Raw genomic sequence first — 22,352 nt, forward strand, 5'->3', positions numbered from 1 at the left:
GTGGAAGGTGCGGTTTCTAAATAAGGTTATCGCATCTTGCTGAATCCTGTGGAGTTTGACTAGGGTTTACTGGGGTTTGCTGGACGCGATCGCCTTTTATTCATCCGGGTTTAACAAATGAATGGTGGTGTAAACCCGGAGCTTTGACCTAAGCCATGCCCAAAATTTCGTAGCCAGCATCGACATAGAGAATTTGTCCCGTCATGCCGCTTGACAGATCGCTGCACAAGAAGGCTGCGGTGTTTCCCACTTCTGTTTGGGTGACTGTGCGGCGTAAGGGTGCGACTGCTTCCACATGATGAATCATGTCCAAAATGCCACCTACAGCCGAGGATGCTAGGGTGCGAATAGGTCCAGCGGAAATGCCATTCACCCGAATATTTTGAGGACCCAATTCTGCCGCCAAGTACCGGACGCTCATTTCCAAACCTGCTTTGGCAATGCCCATAACGTTGTAATTGGGGATCACTCGGACTCCGCCTAAATAGGTAAGCGTGACAATACTGCCACCTTGAGTCATCAATGGTTTTGCCGCACCACAAAGTTTGACCAGGGAGTAGGTGCTGATATCGAGGGCTGTGGCAAAACCTGAGCGAGAGGTTTCCACAAAGCCCCCGGTTAAGTCATCTCGGTTCGCAAACGCTAGACAATGAATCAAAATATCAATCCTGCCCCACTTTTCGCCTACTGTTGCAAAAGCGGATTGAATTTGAGCATCGTCTTGAACGTTGAGTGGAACAAACACACTGGGATTGAGCGGTTCTACTAGCTCAGCCACCTTTTTTTCCATCTTCCCTTTTTCATCAGGCAAATAGGAAATACCGATGTTCGCTCCGGCTTTGTGCAGCTGTTGGGCAATGCCCCAGGCGATCGAGCGGTTATTGGCAATTCCGGTAACAAGGGCGTTTTTTCCAGTCAAATCCAGCATGGCGATCAATACTTTGAGGGCAACTATGAGGATACTGAAATATAAGATATAAAGATAGCAAGTGAACTAGTTCAAAGGTTCTTAAGCGATAGTTGAAACTTCACTCAGCAAGTCTTTTCACAATGAATTTTGTTCAATTTGCTGAGCTGCGGTTAACATACTGTTAATCAATATACCTTTTGGGCATTGAAGAAACCTTGAGATGACTGACTTCAGCCCTTTTCATGGGGGTGCTATCGCCCCGCTTTGTAACAGAGGGTACAAAAAAACCTTCGGGAGTACGTTTAAGTGTTCTAAGTTACAAAGTTGAATCGTTGGCATTCAACAGTTTTATTGACGAGTATGCGTAGCGTAATAAGGACTCCGAGCAGGGGAATATGGTTGTGACGCAAGATAAACCACTGGCATCGGTATTTCGTCAGATGGGAAGTGGGGTGTTTCCACCCGTTGTTGAGTCGTTTGAGCGGGGAAAAACGATTTTCTTTCCAGGCGATCCTGCTGAGCGCGTTTACTTTCTAGTTAAGGGAGCAGTCAAGCTTTCTAGAGTATATGAAGCTGGAGAAGAAATCACAGTCGCACTATTGAGAGAAAATAGTGTGTTTGGGGTGCTATCGCTGATTACAGGGCACCGTTCCGATCGCTTTTATCATGCGGTGGCATTTACGCCTGTGGAGTTGCTTTCGGTGCCCATTGAGCAGGTAGAAAAGGCTCTAAAAGATAACCCTGATCTATCGATGATTTTGCTGCAAGGCTTGTCTTCACGAATTTTGCAGACCGAAATGATGATTGAAACGTTGGCACATCGAGATATGGGTTCTCGATTAGTCAGCTTTTTGTTGATTCTTTGCCGAGATTTTGGCACGCCAAGTAAGGAAGGAATTACGATCGATCTGAAGCTCTCTCATCAAGCGATCGCTGAAGCGATAGGATCGACGCGCGTGACCGTCACTCGGCTTTTAGGCGACTTGCGGCAAGACAATATGATTTCAATTCATAAGAAAAAAATCACTGTTCATAATCCTGTAACCTTAAGTCAGCAGTTTACTTAATGGTCTGAGGCTAGGGATTCATTAAAAATAAGAGTTTTGCCCTCACAAATTACCTGTTAGCGGCAAGTCACCATAAAAGATTCATGGGGTAGGCTATAGATGAAGTTACCCCTGTTTGCATTGCAAAGGTTAGGGCGTTTTGGTTTGGAGCAGCGATGTCTACAGGGCTGATCCTGATAGTTGCAATTTTGGTGATTGGTGGTGTGATTGCGACGGTGGGCGATCGCATTGGTACAAAAGTCGGTAAAGCTCGCCTCAGCCTGTTTAATTTGCGCCCTCGTCGCACGGCGACCTTGATTACCATTTTGACCGGGATCGTAGTTGCCGCCTCTACATTGGGAATTTTGTTTGCAACCAGCGGTCCCTTGCGCACTGGAGTATTTGAGTTAGGCACTATTCAACGCAAGCTGAGATGGGCACGGGCTGACCTCAAGGGTGCAAAAAGTCAGCTAGAAACCGCTCAAGCTCAAAAGAAACGCACTGAAGCGGAATTAAACCGGGCAAAAGCCCAAGAAATTGCTGCCCAAAAGCAACTGACTAATACTCAAAAACAGATTGCAACGATTGGCGGTTCCTTAAAAAGTGCGATCGCCGAGCGCAACCGCGCCATGAGCGATCGCGTTGCAATCCAACGCACCCTCGAACAAAACCGTAGTCAACTTCAACAAAACCGTAGTCAGCTCGCCACCATATCTGAGCAAGTATTGCAATTTCGCTCAAATATTAGCCAACTGCAAGCAGAACGTAGTCGAGTTGTGGCAGTGGCGGAAGAGGAAATTAACGCAAAAAACGCGGTTATCAATGAGCGAGAAGGGCGATTGAAACAGCTAGAAGCTCAGCAAGATCTTTTGGTGCAAGAAATTGGCAAGTTGGATCGAGAAGCGGAGGGATTGCGCCGGGGTAACGTAGCAATTCAGCGAGGGCAGGTACTTTCTTCGGCGGTGGTTCGGATTCTTGACCCGCGCTCTACTCAAACCGCGATCGATCAACTTTTGCGAGAAGCGAATCGAGCCGCAACTCAGCTTGTGCGACCCGGCACAAAACCGCAGGGGCAAATTATTCAAATTACACAAGCCGAAGTGGATCAACTGATCAAGCAAGTGAGCAATGGTCAAGATTACGTGGTGCGCATTTCTGCGGCTGCCAATTATCTAACTGGAGAGAACTTAGTTCAGGTTTTTGCAGAAGCTGCTCGCAACCAGGTTGTTTTTCGAGAAGATGATCTGATTGCTGCCACGTCCCTTAATCCAGCGACCCTGAGTGAGGTTCAAATTCAGCAGCGAATTAATCTCTTAGTGACAGCGGCAGGATTCCGGGCGCGGCGTTTGGGAATTTTGACGGATACGGTGCAAATTGGCGATGGACGTGTGCAAGATCTGCTTGCATTTATCGAAAAGCTGCAAGGCTATAACGAAACGATAGAGCTACGAACGATTGCCACGGAAACTACATTTACAGCCGGTCCTCTAAAGGTAAATTTGGTTGCGGTGCAGAATGGCAAGGAGTTATTGCGATCTCAATAACTCTGCAACAGCTACAGTAAACTGCAATCATTAACTCCTGGCGATCGTCCTTCTTGAAAATTGGTTAGAGGTTTCTTTGCATGGTAGACCATCGCGTGCGCCACCCCGTGATCCAAACAGTTCCTCCCGACCTTGAGGACGAGAACTCCTACATTGACTATCACTATCACACCCCCGGCGAGAGTCCAGGCACACTTGATATTGACCCCAAATCGCCCCCACCCGTTATCGTCTTAATTGATTATTGTAAAGAGGAAGCTGTTCGCTGCGAACTAGAGACACCCGAAGAAATTGCCCCCTATCTCGATACAGAATCAATCTCTTGGGTGGATGTGAAAGGGTTTGGAAATGAAGATATCATGCAGCGATTGGGAAAGGTTTTTAAGCTACACCCGCTGGTGTTGGAGGACGTGGTCAACGTGCCTCAGCGCCCTAAAGTGGAAGAACATTCAGAGCAACTGTTGATTATCGCTCGTATGGTAACCCTGCGAGATGATGAGGAATCGTTTGAAAGTGAGCAGGTCAGTTTTATCCTTGGCAGGCACTACTTGCTAACGGTTCAAGAAGAACCCCGCTACGATAGCTTTGGTCCAATCCGAGAGCGCATTCGCACCGGCAAAGGCTCAATTCGCTGTAATGGTGTTGATTATCTGACCTATGCTCTGCTCGATTCCATTATCGATGGGTTCTTCCCAGTCCTAGAGATTTATGGTGAACAGCTTGAAGAACTAGAAGATGAGGTCGTGGCGAATCCTAATCGTCAAACCCTGCAAAAGATTCATGATCTTAAACGTGATCTACTAACATTGCGTCGGGCAATTTGGCCTCAGCGCGATGCCATTAATGCCTTGATTCGAGATGGTAGTGACTTGATTAGCAATGATGTGCGCGTTTACTTGCGTGACTGCTACGACCACGCGATCCAGGTGTTAGATATGGTAGAAACCTATCGAGAACTGGCTTCTAGCTTGATGGATATTTATCTGTCATCCGTTAGCAACAAGATGAATGAAGTGATGAAAGTATTGACGATTACGTCTTCTATCTTTATCCCGTTGACGTTCATTGCTGGAGTTTATGGCATGAACTTTAATACTGAAAAATCGCCATACAATATGCCAGAGTTAAACGCCTATTGGGGCTATCCAATCTGTTTGGCGGTGATGGTAGCTACTGCGATCGCAATGGTGGCTCTGTTTTGGCGACGCGGTTGGTTTGATAATATGTCACTCGCGAAGTCTGCCGCTAGTGTGGCTGACAAAAAACATGGAGGGTCAGGCAATTCTCGATGAGACCCATTGATTCTATTATTTTGGTGATTTATTTAGTTTTCATCGCTTGGGCATTGTCCAAGATTGTGAGCAGTTTTAATGATGAATATACGGTTTCTTTGGATGCTGAAACCCTGAATCAGCAGTTAAACAATCAAAATCTTCAGGATGTCGTAGGCGTTGGGTTTGATTTTGAGAAGCGCTACGAGTTTGGTAAAGATGACAAGCTCAAACAGTTTGGGGTCAAGGTGACCAATAAATCCCAGACCCACTCTATCTGCATTGATTGGGACTATTGCGCCACAACCGATTTGCAAGGGCGATCGCGCCGCGTGACTCGTCTTGTTCCTGGCACCACTTTAGATCTGTTTCAAAACCAGGTTTTTAGTACTGTTCCTCCTGGTGCAACCTTAAAAGAAATCATTACCGCAGAAGACGTTTTGAAACGGAAAGAGCCGAGCGACAAAGATTCTGCGGTCGCGCTGGAAATGGAAGTGAGTAAACCGCTGCTAAACTTTGAAGCGCTTAAAAAAAGTAAAGATGAGCCTCCCCAAAAAAAATACGCCCGATTCGTCAGCAGGATAGACCCGTTGGAGTTTAGCCTAGATCTGGCGCTGCGATTGATTGGCTCTACCTACAGTGGAGAGGGCAATCGCATCCAACTACGCTGCAAGTTCATTTTGAAAAAATTGCCCTGGCAAGCTGGATTACCATGGAACCCCAAAGATTAGAATCTTTCTCCAATCCCTAATCTCCAGCCTCTTCAACTACACTGGGTTTGGAAAGAGTAGGCGAGATGGTTGCGAGCTGCTTGCAGTTCGAGGAAAGTCCGGGCTTCCGAAAGACCAAACTTGCTGGGTAACGCCCAGTGCGAGCGATCGTGAGGATAGTGCCACAGAAATATACCGCCGATGGAACAGGGGCTAGGGGCTAGAGGCTAAGGCTTTCTAACCTCACGCTATTCTTTTCACAGGTAAGGGTGCAAGGGTGCGGTAAGAGCGCACCAGCAGCATTGAGAAGTGCTGGCTAGGTAAACCCCGGTTGGATGCAAGGCAGTAGGAGCGAAGGTTGGTCTTTTCCCCGCTCCGGCAGGGATGCAATGCGTCTTTGCGAGTCCGCTAGAGGCGTTTGGCAACAGCCGCCTTAGACAGATAACCGTCCCCTTTTTAAGGTGAACAGAACCCGGCTTATGTCCTGCTCTTTCCTTAACCTCTTAGCCTAATAAAATTAGCTCAAAAAATCCAGCTCATAAAATCAAAAATGCCCCTGTTCAATATGAACAGAGGCACTCAAAAGCTAATGAGTTTACCGCAACGCCGTCTTACCTCAGTTTTTGACCTGGTGCGAGACCAGGTGGGTACCAACTGCCTGTGCTTTAAGTTTCCGGGATTACATGCCCATTTCTGGTTACATGCCCGGTCTACTGCCGCCAGACTTTGTAAGTTCCCGTATTCAGAAGGCATAGATCATAAAACATTATTGGTAGTCACCAACGCCGTAGTAAACCTTTGATCATTCTAGCGGGTATCTACGCCTGTGGCGAGTCAGAAGAAGAGGATTCGGAGGCAGCGGGTAGGAGTTGAGAACTCAGCATGGAAGACATGCTTATCTATTCCCTGCTTCCTCCTGTTTTGTCCCTTTTACTTCCGTTCTGGGCGAGGCGTTTCCTCATCCGCACAGCCAAGACGGTTAATTTCGTTAATCATTTGATAGAGCCGTCCTAAATCGCGTTGATTGAAGTGCAGCAAAAGCCGAGATTTGCCAATGGACATATCTTGAGCTTCTTGAGGAAGGGCGTGGCTTTTTTCGATCTGTCCTTTTACCAAAATGTCGCTGAAGTTGTGGTTGAGATGGTCTACAGCTTCATCAGAAATTTCGATGTTGAGGCGCATGACCAAGCGATTGCCAATGTAGCGGCAGGAATGGAAGGCACTATAAAAGCGGGTGATGATATCGCAAGCTTCATCTAGCTGGTCGGTAATGGTAAATAGACTGAAATCATCGGCACTGACTAAGCCACGCTTGAGCAGTTGTTTTTGCACATACTCTACCCAGTCGTGCCAGTAGCCACCACCGGGGCGATCGATCAACACGAGGGGAATGGGCAGTGATTTACCTGTTTGGCAAAGGGTGAGGCATTCAAATGCTTCGTCTAGGGTGCCAAAGCCGCCAGGAAAGAGAGCGAGGGCATCACTTTCTCGGAGAAAAAACAGTTTTCGAGTAAAGAAGTATTTAAAGGGAACAAGCTTAGGATCGCCTTCAATGAAAGGGTTAGACCCTTTCTCAAAAGGAAGCTGAATACTTAGCCCAATCGATTGGTCTCGTCCGGCTCCTTCATTACCTGCCTGCATAATTCCAGGTCCCGCGCCTGTAATGACCATAAATCCTAGATCAGTGACACGACGGGCAAAGTCTGCTGCCATTTGATATTCCGGCGTGCCGGATGGAATGCGGGCAGAGCCAAAAATAGAGATTTTGCGAACGTGGCGATAGGGATAAAGCACCTTAAATGCTCGCTCCATATCTTGTAAGGAGGCATTCAGAATTTTCCAGTCAAGGCGATCAATTTCTCCCTCAGTCATTCGTACCAGGGTTGTTAACGCCAACTGAATTAGTTCCCCGTGTTTGTTCTGCGGAAGTTGGTCAAGCAGTTGATTTAGACTAGTTCGGAGTGATTCAGAGGCATCAAACGACGGAGACGTGGTCATGCATTCCCCTCTACTGGCAGCATTTTATTGTATCTAGATTTTTGCCTTAACCCACGATCGCATTCAGTCCAATTGTCCAGTAGGCTAAACTCCTTGCACTAACAAAGAAAATTTTTTGTCCAGATTATTAAACCGTGCGATTCTTTAACTAGCTCACATTGCAACGTAAATAGCTGTTTATCATCAGGAACGATGGCTGCAATCTATAGTGACAGACGGGGATTGCTGCGATCGCTTGCAACAGGAGTTGCGATCGTTGGAAGCTTTCTAGTGGGTCAAGGCAGTGTTTTCTTAAGAGAAGTCTGTCCTGCGGCTGCCCAAAATATTGTCACCGACGGCACTTTGGGCGCTCCTGCGACAGCCGTTCCCATCACTCCCAACGGCACCCTCGACAACCCCAATCTACCAGGCTTGCCCACGCAATACCCCAACGCTTACCTGATTCAGGAAGCTTTAGGGCGAATGGATCTTTCTGGTACTAACCTGTTCCATAGTTTTAGCCGCTTCAACTTGGGCAGTAGTGAGTCGGCTGTTTTTCAAAGTGGGGCAAATATTCGCAACATTTTGGCACGGGTGACGGGGGGCAATGCCTCGATCATTGATGGTTTAATTCAGACCCAAAGCATCAACGTCAACTTGTTTCTGATTAACCCACAGGGAATTGTGTTTGGTCCAAATGCGGCGCTGGATGTTGGCGGGGCGAATGGTCGGGGTAGCTTTGTTGCCACCACTACGGATGCTTTGATCTGGGGCAATGATCCCACTCGTCAGTTTAATGCTCGAACTCCTGGTGGAGCAGACAGCTTGCTGACGCTGGTGGGTGATCCTAGTGGTTTTTTGGTAGCTCAAACACGACCAGGCGCGATCGCTGTCAATGGTAGCCAACTGGGCGTATTTGCTGATCAGCGCCTGTTGCTGCTGGGTGGCGACGTAACCATGAATGGAGGACGACTGCTAGCACGGGGCGGCCGGGTTGAAATTGCCTCAATTGCTGGGGCTGGAACCATCGGCTTAAATTCAAGCAATTCTGGCTTTAGCTTTCAACTTCCCAGTGCTGTCGCTCAGGGTGAAGTGTTAATCAATGACGGAATTATTAATACCAGTGCCAGAGATACTGCCAGTGGAGATATTTCCATTCAAGCAAAAACGATTACCGTCACGAATGGCAGCCGACTGTTTGCAGAAACCGCTGGAGCCGGAAATGCCGGGGATATCTACTTAATAGCCTCAGACTCGATTGAGCTCAATAATCAATCCACTTTGCAAAGCATTGTGCGCTCAGGAGGGGTTGGCGAGGGTGGAGTCGTCTTTTTGCAGGCACCGGGCACGGTTTCTATCCTGAATGGATCGGGACTTTTTAGTGTGATCGATGAGGGCGGCAGTGGCAAGTTTGGCACCAACGATTTTGCTGGCAATGTGTTTGATGCGGTGCTGGGAAAAGCGGGTAAGCCCATTGTGGGGTCAGTGTTTATTGATGCGGGGTCGATTTTGCTGGCAAATGGCTCGGTGCTAAACGCCAGCACTGCAGGAAATGGCAACGCGGGGGCGATACTGGCAGTGGCTCAAGATAGCATCACGATTACCAATGGCAGCGCGATCGGCAGTATTGTTTACGACACGGCAAACGGCAGCGCAGGTGGGGTAATCATAGCAGCCAACTCCATTTTGATTGATGGTTCATCCGCTCTAACAACTTCAACCTTAGGCAATGGAGATGCGGGATTGATTTTGGCTGTTGCCAGCGATCTCCTCACGATTGACGGCAACAGCAGCGGCATTTTCAGCACGGTGGAACCGGGAGTTTCCAATGCGGCAGGCGGCATTGTGATTGGGGCGAAAGTCCTTGAACTTGTAAACGGCGCAAAAATTAGCGTTGATAATGCCGGCAGTGGACCTGCCGGAGACATTTTTATTACGGGTCTTGGAGTCTATTTGGATCGGAGCGCTCAAATTTCAGCCATTACCAACTCTGGGCAAGGGGGCAATATTGAATTAGAAGTGGGAGTTTTAATTCTCAATAACAACAGCAACATTTCCACTGAAGCTGGCACGGCTCAAGCCGGTGGTAATGGCGGCAACGTTTTCATCACAGGCAACACGTTTACGTTTGGCGGCAATCGCGCATTTATCGTCTCTGGCAAACCCATTGGCAATAGCAACATCCGAGCCAACGCATTTACGGGCGATGGCGGCAGCATTTCTATCCGGGCATACAAGCTGACTGATATTGCCCGACGAGCCGATGTGACGGCGACCAACGACATTGATGCTAGCTCCCGGTTTGGATTGAGCGGCACAGTGGATCTGAGCATCTTAGATATTGACCTTGATCGGGGCACAGTTGCATTGACGGGTCGCCTAACGGATGTCACCAACCTGATTGCTGAGGGCTGTGATTCTAGAGGAAAGCTGTCCTTAGGTCGGTTGATTAGTACTGGGCGTGGCGGATTGCCCAATAGCCCCGTGGAAACTTTGACCGATGAAACCGTGGCAGCTAACTGGGTGGTGGTGCCAGAGCGGAACCGGGCAAACGAACAAACTTCAGCTTTGCAGGAGACTGTAACAGAAACCGCGAGTCGGGCAGGATTAGCGGAGCCTGACCTAGAAAATTCTGTGGACGCGCCTACTAGCGAAGATAGTCCTCGAGCGGAGCAGTCCACTTTTACTCGCCCTAAACCTGATTTGCCCGTGCCACAAAACCGCAAGTCATCATTTGAAATTGTTGAGGCACAGGGTTGGGAATTGGATTCTGATGGTAACGTGGTTCTCGTTGCTCAGGCAAAATCTACTGAACCGCTGATTCCCTGGCTTTTGCCGGGAACTTGCCCTACGCCTTAGTCCATGTGAGGAGATGATCAGAAGTTGTGAATATCAAGCGATTGAATGCTCCCTTTGGTTTGCTCGGTTTGCTAGTGTCTATATCATTCTGTCCCATTGCGATCGCTCAACTGCCTACCGTCGATCCGCGCGGAAATCAGCCGCCTTCTTTAGATCCGCTGCCGATTCCTCGAATTGAGCCAATCCCGTCGCCCGATCAACTGTTGCCTCCTTCTCCAGGCACGCCTTCTTCGCCTGATCAGCTTCCAGTGGATTCTCCTCAAGCTATTCAGGTGACAAAGTTTGTGGTCGTTGGCAGCACGGTTTTTTCTGACAAGGAGCTGACCGAAGCCATTACTCAATCCATTGGGGCAATTCCAGCCACAGGACGGACCATTTCCCTAACGGAGTTGTTTCAAGCTCGATCAGCCATCACAAATCTTTATACTAGCCGTGGCTACTTGACCTCCGGGGCGTATATCCCGCCTCAAAAGCTGCAAAGTGGCATGGTAGAAATTCGGGTGGTGGAAGGCAGTTTAGAAGATATTCGGGTCACGGGCACCACGAAGTTGGAGCCGGGGTATGTTGCCAGCCGAATTGGAATTGCGACCCAAGCGCCCTTGAACCGCGATCGCCTTTTAGAAGCGCTGCAACTGCTGCAATTGAATCCGCTGATCGCCAATATCTCCGCAGAACTATCGGCGGGATCTCGCCCCGGCACCAGCTTGCTAGAAATCAAAGTGACGGAGGCAAAATCTGCCTCGGCAACTTTTACGGTAGATAATGCACGGGTGCCCAGCGTGGGTAGCATTCGGGGGCAAGCATCGGGCTTAGAACAAAATCTGCTGGGTTATGGAGATACGCTCAGCCTTGCATTTACGAAAACTGATGGCAGCAATTCGATAGACTTGAGCTATACGCTTCCCGTTAGCCCCTACAACACAACCATTAGCGTCAGCGGCGGATTTTCTAGCAGCGATGTGGTTGAAGCTCCATTTAATATCCTGGACATTCATTCTGAATCAAACTATTTAGAACTGACTGCCCGTCATCCACTGATCCAAACCCCAACTCAAGAACTGGCACTAGGGCTAACGCTGGGTCGTCGCAGCACTCGCACTCAGTTGTTGGGTGATATTCCGTTCCCCAGTCCAGGTGCCGATACCGACGGACGGACGACAGAATCAGTCGTGCGCTTTTTTCAGGAGTACACCAAGCGCAGCAGCCAATCGGTGTTTGCTCTGCGATCGCAGTTTAATGTTGGCGTGAGTGCATTGGGTTCCACCGTGAATGTGGAACCACCGGATACCCGATTTTTTACCTGGAGAGGGCAGGCGCAGTTGGTGCGGTTGCTGGCTCCCGAAACGCTCCTGATTGTGCGCGGCGATTTGCAGTTTGGCGATCGCCCCCTGTTGCCAATCGAGCAATTTGGTGTGGGTGGACAACTGAGCGTCCGCGGGTATCGCCAAGACCTACTGCTGACGGATAACGGAGCCTTTGGATCGGCCGAAGTACGAATTCCCATCCTGCGCTTGCCCAAACAGCAGGCATTGCTGCAACTCACTCCCTTTGTCGATTATGGGCAAGGATGGAACAACGGAGAATCCCCCAATCCCGAACCCAGCGCTTTAGTGTCTGCTGGATTTGGGCTACGGCTGCAAGTGAGCAACAACTTTACCGCCCGCATGGACTTTGGGTTTCCTCTAGTGCAAGTGAATTCCCAAAAAGAAACCCTGCAAGAAAAAGGAATTTACTTCTCGGTGGTTTACACCTTGTTTTAAGGAAAGAAGAAAGGGGTTTAGGAGTTGGGCGTTGGAGTTGGGAGTTGAGCGTTAAAAGTTAGGAAACCTATGAAAACTTGGAAGAGATTTGGTCGCCGCAATCGGCTGAAGAAATGGCTCAATTCCTGCTTCAAAGCGCTGCTCTTAACGGCATTGGCAGCGACGATCGCCCTCTTCTGTGCTGCCCTTTCTTCTGGATTAGCGCCTGTGATGGCAAAAATTCCGGCGACCTCTGCATTGAACGCGATCGCTCAGGCTGAAGCGGATCAGCAAGGAAAAGCGCTCTTTGAGGCAGGGCAATATCAGCAGGCAGTGGATGAACTGGATCAAGCAGTGAAGCTCTACCAATCGCAGGGCAACTCGTTGCAGCAAGCTGCCGCTTTAGCCAATCTTTCCTTGGTGCATCAGCAGCTTGGCGCATGGGAGCCTGCTACCTCGGCGATCGCAGCCAGCCTGAGCTTACTCCAACCCGTGAGTCATACTCCTCCAGGGATGGCTGTGCTGGCTCAGGCACTCGAAGTACAGGGGCGGCTGCAACTCAACATCGGCAAGGTGGATCAAGCCCTGGCAACCTGGCAACAAGCAGAATCGATGTTTCAGAAAGTCAATAACACTGAAGGAATTGTTCAATCACGGCTCAATCAATCCCAGGCATTGCGGTCTCTGGGGTTTTATCGACGCAGCCTGGATCAACTCAACAGCCTCAACTCAATGCTGCAAACCCAGCCCAACTCGCGCCAAAAAGCGATCGCCTTAAGAAATTTGGGAGAGGCGTTGCAAGTGGGTAGCAATCTAGATCAGTCGCGCACCGTCTTAGAGGAAAGCTTGCAAGTTGCTAAAGCGATGAATGAGCCTAATCAGATTGCAGCCGCTTTGCTGAGTTTGGGCAATACTGCCCGTGCCCAAAAGGATGCTCCGCAATATCCAACGGATGCGATCGCCTATTATGAGAGCGCCGCAAGCATTTCGACCATACCACTGCTGCGGATTCAAGCCCAACTGAACCAACTGAGTTTACTGGTTAGCAGCCAATCGACCCGCCAATCGGACGATTCCCAAAGTGATTCTCCTACCCTGCGGGAAGCAAGAGCTACGGATACGATTCGCGAACGTTTCACGAATCGTATCCCACAACTCCTCGCGCAACTGCCTGCCCAACTGGATCAATTGCCAGACAGCCGTGCCACAATCTATGCCCGGATTAACTTCGCTCAAACCCTGCTCAACTTTGCCACCCAAACAGCCCTAGCTGAAAATTCGTCTTTATCGCTTGTCAGCCGCCCTTCATCTACCCTTGCTCTATCTCCCCTGTTGCAAAGTACCCTCCAACAAGCCATCCAGCAATCTCGCCGCTTGGGCGACAAACGGGCTGAATCCTACAGTTTAGGCACCTTGGGTACAGTCTATGAAAAAGCGGCGGCTCAACTAGCAACCACAAACCCAGCCGAACACACTCGGCAATTGGGTTATGCAAAGGACGTGACTCAAAAAGCGCTTCTGTTAGCCCAAGCAACCAACACCGGGGATATTGCCTATCGCTGGCATTGGCAATTGGGGCGTTTGCTCAAACAGAAGGGCGATGTAAAAGATGCGATCGCTGCCTACGATAGCGCAATCGCGAATCTGCGATCGCTGCGGGGCGATCTCGTCTCTGCCAACGCCGATGTGCAATTCAACTTTCGAGACAGCGTGGAGCCAATCTATCGCCAATCGGTAGACCTGCTGCTATCGGAAGCGAAACCCAGCGCCGAAAATTTAGAAAAAGCTCGCCAACAGATTGAATCGCTCCAGCTGGCAGAGCTGGATAATTTCTTTCGAGAAGCTTGCCTAGAAGGTCAACGGGTCTTGCTGGATGAAGTGGTGGATCAGAAAAACCCCACCACGACGATCGTTTACCCAATCGTGCTGCGAAATCCGTTGACATCGGAGGTGAAGCTACAGGTTATTGCCAAAATCCCAAATCAGCCTCTTAAACGCTATCCGCCTATCACCACGTCTATAAAAGATTTTGATAGCACGATGGATCAGATTGCTAACACATTAAACGGCGGTCTAAGTCAACTTCAACCCTTTCAAACTGCCACCTGCAAAGTGTATGACTGGCTGATCCAGCCGATGGAGCAAGATATTCAATCTGCGATCGCCCTAGCCGAAACGACCAACACCAAGGTGATCGCCAAATCCGAAGATCGAGCAATAGTAGAAACTCTGGTTTTTGTGCTGGATGATCGGTTGCGTCAAGTGCCCATAGCGGCTTTATGGGATGGGCATCAATACCTCGTCGAGCGCTACAGTATTGCCCTTAGCCCCGGCTTGCAGCTTCTCGACCCAAAACCAATCAAGCGAGAGCCACTTAGAGTCCTTGCTGCCGGATTGAGCGATCCTCCTACATCTTTTGGATTTTCAAAACTGCCTTTTGTGCAGACAGAAATCGCATCCATTACAAAATTAGGCTTCTTCACCAACGCCCTTCTAGAGCAAAACTTCACTCGCGAAACCCTGGAAGGAAACATTAATGCGGTGCCGTTTAATGTGGTGCATCTGGCAACTCATGGTCAATTTAGCTCTAACGCCAAAGATACTTTTATCTTGGCAGCCGATGGACCGATTAACGTCACTCAGTTTGACACTTTGCTGCGTAGCCGCGATGCCACTCGACCAGAAGCGATCGAGCTACTGGTGCTCAGTGCCTGTCAAACTGCCAAAAATGACAATCGTGCCACTTTAGGTTTAGCCGGATTTGCGGTTCGCTCTGGAGCGCGCAGTACTCTGGCATCGTTGACCAATGTGAGTGATGAATCCACTTCGGTACTGATGGCGAATTTTTATCAGCAGCTCAGTAATCCAAAGGAGTCGATTACCAAAGCAGAAGCGCTCCGACGGGCGCAAGTTGCTCTATTCAAAAATCCAGAGAGTTACGCTTTTCGCGCCCCCGAATTTTGGGCACCTTACATCCTCATCGGTAACTGGCTGTAAACGGTTCCTCTACTGGGGAGTTAGCAGCGCTTCATTCCGATCGCTGAGATTCGACAATGCACTGGCTGGATCAATCGGGCGACGGGGGGCGATCGCGATTGGCACCGCCGCCACCGATCCCCACTGCTGGGTTAAGCCTTGCAGAAGTCGATCTTGCTGAGCGCGTAAGCCGTCCAAATCGCTACCCCGGTTCATGATCACAAACCAAATCAAGCCGCGATCGCGAGTGGGTATGACTCCCGCTAACCCACTGACATCACTTAGCGTTCCTGTTTTGACGACTGCTCCCCCAGGGATAGGGCGCTCTTCAATGGTGCCCTGATCCCTACCTGCGATAGGGAACAAATCCGCGATCGTCAAATTTTGGGCGAATGAATAGCGCTGCACCGCAGATAGCATGGCACACACCGCTCGCGGAGAGATTCGGTTTTCCACGCCCAAACCAGATCCATTTGCCAACAAAATTTCTTGAGCAGAAGCGCCCGACAGTGCCGCTGCTTTTTGAGCAACCATTGGCGCACCCCCCGCTAAATCTGCCAATGTTTGGGCGATCACGTTATTGCTGTATACATTCATCAGCTTCAAAATTTGCGCCAGTGGCAAAGACTGATGACGGAGCACCTCTTGAGTGGGCGGCAAAGCACTTGCTGAGACGACTCGCACGGCTCCAGCAATATTCAGTTGAGGGCGTGGCGTACCGGTCGGCAGACTTTGGTACTGAGCGATCGCATCTTCAGACCAGGTGTTGGCATTCAACGCTTGCTTCAATAGTTCGCCTGCCTTATCTGGCATCACCTCAAAATTCATTTGAAAGTTGCCCACAATCACTAGATTGCCTGTGACCTTGGCGATCCCCAGTTTATTCAACGCATTCCCCACGGCAAAAGCCTGTTCCCAAACAAATAGCGGATCGCCGCCACCCTGAATGATCAAGTCGCCATTTACTACTCCCTGCTGCACTTGCCCTGTCGTGCTAATCACCGTTTCAAAGCGATGATCAGCGCCCCAAGTATTCAAAGCAACGAGAGTGGTGGGAATCTTTGTGAGCGATGCGGCGGGTAGAGGCGTAGACCCTTGATTGCTAGACAGTACCATCGGCCCAGCTTGCAGCCATACACCCTGAGCTGGAATCGATAAGCCGTTGTCGGCCAATCCTTGCAAATATTGCTGTAATAGTGCATCGGTCGTAGTATCCGCATTGGCAGCATTCACTAGCCAAGGAGTGTTTTGTAGCACATCCACGGCAGAATTAAGTGACTGCGGCATTCCTGACGTTGACAGCCACACCGAAACCAAAGCAGAACTGAACACGTCAAACACGGTTATCTCCCCCTCAACGGTTGCAACTGAACTTGCTAAAGTAGATGGCAACAGTATATTAAAGCTTTTGAATATAGCGCCTTTTTAGGGTGTGGAATAGCAAAACAGTGTGGAATGGCAAAATCTGATCCAAATTCGATATTGAGGCTGATTCCATTTGCAGTAGGAGGCTTGGCAGGAACCCTCTTGCTAGTCAACCGGTTGCTGACCGTCAGTTTAACTCCGGCTCAAGCGCGGTCTGATGTGGTGGGGATCATTGCCTGCGCTGTTCTGATCTTGACTGGACTCATTTGGCAACAAGTTCAACCCCGGTTGCCAGACAGTGTGGAATTAGTGGGTACTGAAACTTTTGCCCTCGATCGCACATTGCCAGAAGCGCTTCAAACAGAGCTTGCGTGGGCATCCCATCTCCTGCTAACCAATACTGTGACGCGATCGCTCTTAGTCTGGCACGACGGCGAAATTTTGCTGCGACGCGGCATTTTGCCTGAGCAAGCCGTTGTCAAACATGGAGTCATTCTCCAGCGCGTTTTAGATAAACATCAGCCTGTTTACTTGGTGGCACTAGCTGTCTATCCCGGCAAAATTGAGTTTGATTACTTACCAGAAAATACTCAAGGCGTAATCTGTCAGCCGATGGGGGAGAAAGGCGTACTAATCTTGGGTGCCAACGCTCCCCGCAGCTATACTCGCCAAGATGAACAGTGGATTGGCGCGATCGCAGATAAACTAGCCTACACAATCAGCCAAATGAAGATTGGCGAATAGCGAATGATAGGTAGAGAATATATCACTCTGTCCTTTGCCTATCGCACCTTGTATTGCGTATTCCCCTAAACCCTAACCCTCTACTTCCCATGCTTACTCTCTATTGGATTCTTGTTTTTGTGATGGTTGTCGGCATCATTGGTGCTGTGGTTCCAGCGCTTCCCGGCATTAGCTTGATTGCGATCTCAGCATTCATTTGGGCGTTTGCTACCAATTTCACTAGCGGTACAACTGCCCTGATCGTGGCAGTCCTCGTGTTAGTGCTAGGAATTGGCATTGATTTTTTGGCAGGATATCTCGGTGCAAAGCAGGCAGGCGCGAGTAAATGGGGACAAATTGGATCGGTAGTTGGGCTAGTGTTCGGTCTACTTGGATTTTTGCCCACGTTGCCAATTGGCGGTCCTTTCGGTCCTTTTCTGGGCATCATCTTGGGTTCAGCCATCGGTGCAGTCGTAGGGGAGTATCTGTACTGCAAAAATTGGATGGTCTCTTTCAAAGCTGCCCTTGGAATCGTGGTGGGTTCACTGGTGGGCAATTTGATTCAGGGAGTATTAGCGATCGCAACGGTGGCGGTATTTTTGATTACAACGTGGCCGTATAAATAAAAGGGAAGCGGAAAAAGGGAAGCAGAGTCAGATGAGTTTGAGTGAAGTGAATCAGAATCAGACCAGGCAAGAGAGCGATAGTTTGGGGATGGTGTCGGTTCCGGCAGAGCGGCTGTGGGGTGCCCAAACGGAGCGATCGCTGCACCATTTTGCGATTGGAGTGGGGCGGTTTCAGTGGGGGCGATCCGTCATTCGAGCCTTGGGCATTTTGAAAAAAGCGGCGGCGATCGCCAATGGTGAACTGGGATTATTGCCAACTGAAACGATGGGACTCATTATCCGTGCCGCCGATGAAGTGATTGCTGGGCAATGGGATGAGGAATTCCCTTTGGTGGTGTTTCAAACAGGGTCGGGAACTCAGTCCAACATGAATGCGAACGAAGTCATCGCCAATCGAGCGATTCAGCTTGCGGGGGGCGTGATTGGCTCCAAACACCCCGTCCATCCCAATGATGATGTCAACCGCTGCCAGTCGTCGAATGATACGTTTCCGACTGCGATGCATATTGCCACAGTGGAACAACTAGAAGCAGTCTTAACCCCTGCTGTTACAACTCTGCGAGATACGCTAGCAGCTAAGGCTGAAGCTTACCAAGCCATCGTTATGGTAGGACGAACCCATTTGCAAGATGCCACACCGATTACGCTAGGACAGGCGATTTCAAGCTGGGTCGCACAACTAGATGACGCGATCGCTACGATTCAGCGAACGATTCCGGGCGTGTGTGAGCTGGCGATTGGTGGAACGGCGGTGGGTACAGGCATTAACGCCCATCCTCAGTTTGGCGATCTTGCTGCTCAAAAAATCGCGATCGAAACGGGCAAACCGTTTATCTCTGCCCCCAACAAGTTCGCCGCGCTCTCTGCCCACGATGCCATGGTCAACGTCAGTGCTGCCCTGAGAACCTTGGCAGGAGTCGTAATGAAAATTGCTAACGATGTCCGCTGGTATGCCTCTGGACCACGGGCAGGCATTGGCGAAATCAAAATTCCTGAAAATGAGCCGGGTTCCTCGATTATGCCGGGAAAAATTAATCCGACTCAGTGCGAAGCGCTAACCATGGTGGCGGTACAGGTGTTTGGCAATGATCACGCTGTCGCGTTTGCGGGTTCTCAAGGTAACTTTCAGTTGAACGTGTATAAGCCTGTGATGCTGCACAATGTGCTGGAATCGATTCAGCTTTTGGCAGATGGCTGCCGCTCGTTTAATGACCACTGCGCGATCGGTATTGAACCCAATCATTCGCGTATCCAAGATCATCTAAACAATTCCCTTATGCTGGTGACGGCATTAAATCCCCACATTGGCTACGAAAGAGCCGCAAAAATCTCGCTCCTCGCTTATCGAGAAGCCATTAGCCTGCGGGAAGCCGCGCTGCAACTGGGATTTGTCACAGGTGACGAGTTTGATCAATGGGTAAAACCAGCCGAGATGACTCAGCCGGGATAAATTTGCTTGTGAGTCGGCTTCAGGTATGTGTGGAGATGCGATCGCCACCGACCTCTCCTAGCTCAGATTTATCCAGCTCCATTTATCCAGCCCCAGAGTGTTTGCAAAAGCAACCACCCATTTAAGCAAACAATGATGGTTGCGACGGCTCCAGCCGAAACTTTTAGCCAGCGGGGATTGACGAACTCACCCATCAAGCGGCGATCGCTAGTAAACATCACCAGCGGAATCACGGCAAAAGAGAGTTGCAAGCTCAATATCACTTGGCTAAAAACCAGCAACTTACCCGTACTTTGTTCTCCAAAAAAGAGAATGGTAATCAGAGCCGGAACCACCGCAAGCAATCGAGTTGCCAATCTCCGTAACCAAGGAGCAAACCGCAGGTGCAAAAATCCTTCCATCACGATTTGCCCCGCCAGCGTTGCAGTGAGAGTTGAGCTTTGCCCAGAGGCCAGCAATGCAAATCCAAAAACTACACTAGCAGCACCTACACCCAAGAGTGGCGATAACAGCTTATAAGCATCTTGAATTTCAGCGACTTCTTGATAGCCAGAGAAGTGAAACGTTGCAGCCGCAACAATCAAAATTGCTGAGTTGATGAATAGGGCTAGCGACAACGCAATGGTGGAATCAATCGTGCCGAACTTGATCGCTTCCCACTTTTTCTGTGGAATCATTTCCCAGGCGCGAGTTTGCACAATAGAAGAATGTAAATAGAGGTTGTGCGGCATCACGGTTGCACCCAAAATCCCAACTGCAAGATAGAGCATTTCTGGATTCTGGATAATTTCAGGGTTAGGAACAAGACCTCCCAATACGCCAGTAACCTCAGGGCGGGAAAAAATAATTTCAGCCGTGAAACAGCCGGCGATCGTAGCAACTAGCGTAATCACCAAGGCTTCAATGTATCGAAATCCTTTTCCTTGTAAGAACAGCAGCATAATGACATCCACCGCCATGATGCAGACGCCCCAAGCTAGTGGAATCCCGAACAATAATTGCAATGCGATCGCGCTACCCAACAGTTCAGCTAGGTCACATGCTGCGATCGCAATCTCGCACAATACCCACAGCACAAAGCTAACTCGTGGGCTGAAATAATCTCGACAGGCTTGTGCCAAGTCCATTCCTGTTGCCACTCCTAGCCGGACACACAGAGATTGCAGCAAAATTGCCATCAGGTTGGATAGCAAAATGACGCTCAACAGCGTGTAGCCAAATCGTGATCCTCCTGCAATGTCTGTTGCCCAGTTTCCAGGGTCCATATAACCCACAGAAACCAGATAGCCAGGACCGGCATACGCCAGCAACTTACGCCAAAACCCCTTGCCATTGGGAATTGATATGCTGCGATGTACCTCTGGTAGACTTGGGCGCTGTTCAGAAATCGTCATCACCTATTCCTTTGATACTCTGTTCGCGGTTTACCTTGCTAAGACTGGCAAATCAAAAAACTGCTTTCATAATTCTTTCATAATTCAATTTACTATAGCAATTTGCAAAGGATTGTTTATGTACAAAATTGTTCATGCATTAATCTTGCTACAGCTCAGATACCGCGCCTGTGTTCACTTGTTGATGGTCAATCAGTGTGGATGTCATCGGATTCTACAAATAATCAACTTGCCTGCCATCTGCACAAAAGTAGAGAAAGATTAGTGTCAATCTGCAATCTACGTAACGTTTTTAGCGATAGAGGATGTTAGGATACTCGGACTGAATTTGTATTCAAAAGCCGAGAATCTGCGATGACGTTTGCCGCAATCCAATATGACCTGAAAAGTTTGATGGCTGAGTTGGCGGGGTTAGAGATCGTTACAGATGTGGCTCAAGTCAGCAAGCTGTCTCAGGATTACTACACCTACAGCCCGCTCCTTCAAGAGGCGCTGAGTGATAAGCGCGGCGATGTTGTTGTCAAAGTTACTAGTGAGGCAGAGGTGCTGCGGGTGGCAAAAGCCTGCGTTAAGCACAAAATTCCGCTGACGGTGCGGGGTTCAGGCACCGGAAACTATGGGCAGTGTGTGCCACTAGAGGGCGGCGTGATTCTGGATGTGTCTGGAATGCAGCAGGTCAAATGGGTGAAGCCGGGGATTGCCTGTGTGGAGCCAGGAGCAAAGCTTTCGGCGATCGATAAGCAAACGCGGGAAAGCGGTTGGGAAATTCGCATGTTCCCTTCTACCTATCGCAAGGCAAGTATTGGCGGTTTTATTGGTGGCGGCAGTGGCGGCGTTGGGTCAGTGACCTATGGACAATTGCGCGATCGCGGCAATCTGTTGGCGTTGCGCGTTGTGACCATGGAAGATGAACCAAAAGTTGTGGAACTGCGCGGCGATGATGTATACAAAGTGGCGCACGCTTGGGGAACCAATGGCATCATCACCGAACTGGAGATACCTTTAGCGCCTGCTTACGCTTGGGCAGAGGCGATCGTTGCCTTTGACGATTTTATGACCAGCGCCCGATTTGGTCAGGCATTAGGTAACAGTGATGGCATCATTAAAAAAATGGTCTGCATCTGTGCAAATCCATTGCCGACTTACTTTGCCGCATTGAAGGGCAGCATTCCTTCGGGTAGCCATGTGGCAATGGTATTGGTTGCAGAGTGTAGCCTGGAGCCGTTTGCGGAACTGGTAAAAGAATTCGGTGGCGAAGTTTGCTATCAAAAATCGGCTCAGGAAGCCAGTAAAGGAATCACGTTAGTGGAATATTCCTGGAACCATACAACGCTCCACGCGCGTAGCGTTGACCCGACTCTAACCTACCTGCAAACTCTGTTTCCTGATGATCAAGAACTCAAAGTACTTGATCAGTTGTATCGGCACTATGGCGATGAAGTGATGATGCACCTAGAATTTATTCGAGTGGGTGGATCGATTCGTCCGGTTGGCTTGCAGGTGGTGCGCTACACCACGCGCGATCGCCTCCAGGACATCATGGACCACCACGAATCGGTTGGTGCTTTCATCTTCAATCCTCATACCTATATTCTGGAAGAAGGCGGCAGAAAAACGGTTGATATTCAGCATTTGCGCTTTAAGGAAAGGGTTGATCCATTTGGGTTGCTCAATCCCGGCAAGATGAAAGCATGGCTAGAAAGGCTTAGCTAGTCAGGTTCTCTACGGTTCAAAAGATATGTCTCGCTTGGATCTTATGGTA

General features: G+C 49.5%; 15 protein-coding genes and 2 other RNA genes. 12 read left to right on the forward strand and 5 right to left on the reverse strand.

The annotated features are described in order from the left end of the window. Positions 1 to 148: 148 nt before the first annotated feature. Positions 149 to 928, reverse strand: coding sequence for an enoyl-ACP reductase FabI (gene fabI, locus JOY44_RS15680; RefSeq protein WP_171574586.1), 780 nt, complete (start codon positions 926 to 928; stop codon positions 149 to 151). A 377-nt stretch (positions 929 to 1,305) separates the two neighbouring features. On the opposite strand from fabI, the gene ntcA reads away from it, so the two are divergent. The 5 genes from ntcA (at position 1,306) to rnpB (ending at position 5,976) form a co-directional block, all read left to right on the forward strand. Beyond that, positions 1,306 to 1,977, forward strand: coding sequence for a global nitrogen regulator NtcA (ntcA, locus tag JOY44_RS15685; protein WP_171574587.1), 672 nt, complete (start codon positions 1,306 to 1,308; stop codon positions 1,975 to 1,977). 155 nt (positions 1,978 to 2,132) lie between these two features. Next, complete coding sequence (locus tag JOY44_RS15690; RefSeq protein WP_171574588.1) at positions 2,133 to 3,500, forward strand: DUF3084 domain-containing protein; 1,368 nt, start codon at positions 2,133 to 2,135, stop codon at positions 3,498 to 3,500. An 80-nt stretch (positions 3,501 to 3,580) separates the two neighbouring features. Further along, positions 3,581 to 4,792, forward strand: coding sequence for a magnesium/cobalt transporter CorA (corA, locus tag JOY44_RS15695; protein WP_171574589.1), 1,212 nt, complete (start codon positions 3,581 to 3,583; stop codon positions 4,790 to 4,792). After that, positions 4,789 to 5,502, forward strand: coding sequence for a hypothetical protein (locus tag JOY44_RS15700; RefSeq protein ID WP_171574590.1), 714 nt, complete (start codon positions 4,789 to 4,791; stop codon positions 5,500 to 5,502). Before corA ends, JOY44_RS15700 begins: the two co-directional genes overlap by 4 nt. 53 nt (positions 5,503 to 5,555) lie before the next feature. Next, an RNA gene (gene rnpB, locus JOY44_RS15705) (RNase P RNA component class A) lies at positions 5,556 to 5,976 on the forward strand. Between the two features lie 96 nt (positions 5,977 to 6,072). Here the strand turns inward: rnpB and ssrS are convergent. Both ssrS and JOY44_RS15715 read right to left on the reverse strand, forming a co-directional pair. Next, positions 6,073 to 6,278, reverse strand: a non-coding RNA gene (gene ssrS, locus JOY44_RS15710) — 6S RNA. 133 nt (positions 6,279 to 6,411) lie between these two features. Continuing rightward, on the reverse strand, positions 6,412 to 7,479 hold the full coding sequence (locus tag JOY44_RS15715) for an LOG family protein (protein ID WP_171574591.1): 1,068 nt from the start codon (positions 7,477 to 7,479) through the stop codon (positions 6,412 to 6,414). A 192-nt stretch (positions 7,480 to 7,671) separates the two neighbouring features. Here JOY44_RS15715 and JOY44_RS15720 point away from each other — a divergent pair, with 192 nt between their 5' ends. The 3 genes from JOY44_RS15720 (at position 7,672) to JOY44_RS15730 (ending at position 15,053) form a co-directional block, all read left to right on the forward strand. Next, complete coding sequence (locus JOY44_RS15720; protein ID WP_171574592.1) at positions 7,672 to 10,317, forward strand: filamentous hemagglutinin N-terminal domain-containing protein; 2,646 nt, start codon at positions 7,672 to 7,674, stop codon at positions 10,315 to 10,317. 26 nt (positions 10,318 to 10,343) lie between these two features. Then, the gene (locus JOY44_RS15725) at positions 10,344 to 12,077 is read left to right on the forward strand and encodes a ShlB/FhaC/HecB family hemolysin secretion/activation protein (protein WP_171574593.1); all 1,734 of its coding nucleotides are present in this window, start codon (positions 10,344 to 10,346) and stop codon (positions 12,075 to 12,077) included. 69 nt (positions 12,078 to 12,146) lie between these two features. After that, positions 12,147 to 15,053, forward strand: coding sequence for a CHAT domain-containing protein (locus tag JOY44_RS15730; protein WP_171574594.1), 2,907 nt, complete (start codon positions 12,147 to 12,149; stop codon positions 15,051 to 15,053). Between the two features lie 9 nt (positions 15,054 to 15,062). Here JOY44_RS15730 and JOY44_RS15735 read toward each other — a convergent pair whose 3' ends face one another. Beyond that, a complete protein-coding gene (locus tag JOY44_RS15735; RefSeq protein WP_171576032.1) occupies positions 15,063 to 16,373 on the reverse strand; it encodes a D-alanyl-D-alanine carboxypeptidase in 1,311 nt (436 codons plus the stop codon). Between the two features lie 114 nt (positions 16,374 to 16,487). Here JOY44_RS15735 and JOY44_RS15740 point away from each other — a divergent pair, with 114 nt between their 5' ends. The 3 genes from JOY44_RS15740 to fumC all read left to right on the forward strand — a co-directional run bounded on the left by JOY44_RS15740 (position 16,488) and on the right by fumC (position 19,196). After that, a complete protein-coding gene (locus JOY44_RS15740; protein ID WP_171574595.1) occupies positions 16,488 to 17,141 on the forward strand; it encodes a cofactor assembly of complex C subunit B in 654 nt (217 codons plus the stop codon). An 89-nt stretch (positions 17,142 to 17,230) separates the two neighbouring features. Continuing rightward, positions 17,231 to 17,746, forward strand: a complete 516-nt coding sequence (locus JOY44_RS15745; RefSeq protein WP_171574596.1) for a DUF456 domain-containing protein — start codon at positions 17,231 to 17,233, stop codon at positions 17,744 to 17,746. A gap of 31 nt (positions 17,747 to 17,777) precedes the next feature. Next, positions 17,778 to 19,196 (forward strand): class II fumarate hydratase, encoded by a 1,419-nt coding sequence (fumC, locus tag JOY44_RS15750; RefSeq protein WP_171574597.1) that lies wholly within the window; start codon positions 17,778 to 17,780, stop codon positions 19,194 to 19,196. A gap of 68 nt (positions 19,197 to 19,264) precedes the next feature. Here the strand turns inward: fumC and JOY44_RS15755 are convergent, their stop codons facing one another. Beyond that, positions 19,265 to 20,590: an Nramp family divalent metal transporter gene (locus JOY44_RS15755; RefSeq protein ID WP_171574598.1), complete on the reverse strand. Its 1,326-nt coding sequence runs from the start codon at positions 20,588 to 20,590 to the stop codon at positions 19,265 to 19,267. 354 nt (positions 20,591 to 20,944) lie between these two features. On the opposite strand from JOY44_RS15755, the gene JOY44_RS15760 reads away from it, so the two are divergent. After that, positions 20,945 to 22,303, forward strand: coding sequence for an FAD-binding oxidoreductase (locus JOY44_RS15760; protein WP_171574599.1), 1,359 nt, complete (start codon positions 20,945 to 20,947; stop codon positions 22,301 to 22,303). The last annotated feature ends 49 nt before the right edge of the window (positions 22,304 to 22,352 follow it).

Source organism: Leptolyngbya sp. Cla-17 (assembly GCF_016807185.1).
Lineage (GTDB): Bacteria > Cyanobacteriota > Cyanobacteriia > Leptolyngbyales > Leptolyngbyaceae > ULC077BIN1.

Coding starts and splice junctions, on each gene's coding strand:
- JOY44_RS15690 (WP_171574588.1), top strand. CDS start 2,133: ATGTCTACAGGGCTGATCCTGATAGTTGCAATTTTGGTGATTGGTGGT.
- fumC (WP_171574597.1), top strand. CDS start 17,778: ATGAGTTTGAGTGAAGTGAATCAGAATCAGACCAGGCAAGAGAGCGAT.
- JOY44_RS15730 (WP_171574594.1), top strand. CDS start 12,147: ATGAAAACTTGGAAGAGATTTGGTCGCCGCAATCGGCTGAAGAAATGG.
- fabI (WP_171574586.1), bottom strand. CDS start 928: ATGCTGGATTTGACTGGAAAAAACGCCCTTGTTACCGGAATTGCCAAT.
- JOY44_RS15740 (WP_171574595.1), top strand. CDS start 16,488: ATGGCAAAATCTGATCCAAATTCGATATTGAGGCTGATTCCATTTGCA.
- corA (WP_171574589.1), top strand. CDS start 3,581: ATGGTAGACCATCGCGTGCGCCACCCCGTGATCCAAACAGTTCCTCCC.
- ntcA (WP_171574587.1), top strand. CDS start 1,306: ATGGTTGTGACGCAAGATAAACCACTGGCATCGGTATTTCGTCAGATG.
- JOY44_RS15700 (WP_171574590.1), top strand. CDS start 4,789: ATGAGACCCATTGATTCTATTATTTTGGTGATTTATTTAGTTTTCATC.
- JOY44_RS15745 (WP_171574596.1), top strand. CDS start 17,231: ATGCTTACTCTCTATTGGATTCTTGTTTTTGTGATGGTTGTCGGCATC.
- JOY44_RS15755 (WP_171574598.1), bottom strand. CDS start 20,590: ATGACGATTTCTGAACAGCGCCCAAGTCTACCAGAGGTACATCGCAGC.
- JOY44_RS15720 (WP_171574592.1), top strand. CDS start 7,672: ATGGCTGCAATCTATAGTGACAGACGGGGATTGCTGCGATCGCTTGCA.
- JOY44_RS15760 (WP_171574599.1), top strand. CDS start 20,945: ATGACGTTTGCCGCAATCCAATATGACCTGAAAAGTTTGATGGCTGAG.
- JOY44_RS15715 (WP_171574591.1), bottom strand. CDS start 7,479: ATGACCACGTCTCCGTCGTTTGATGCCTCTGAATCACTCCGAACTAGT.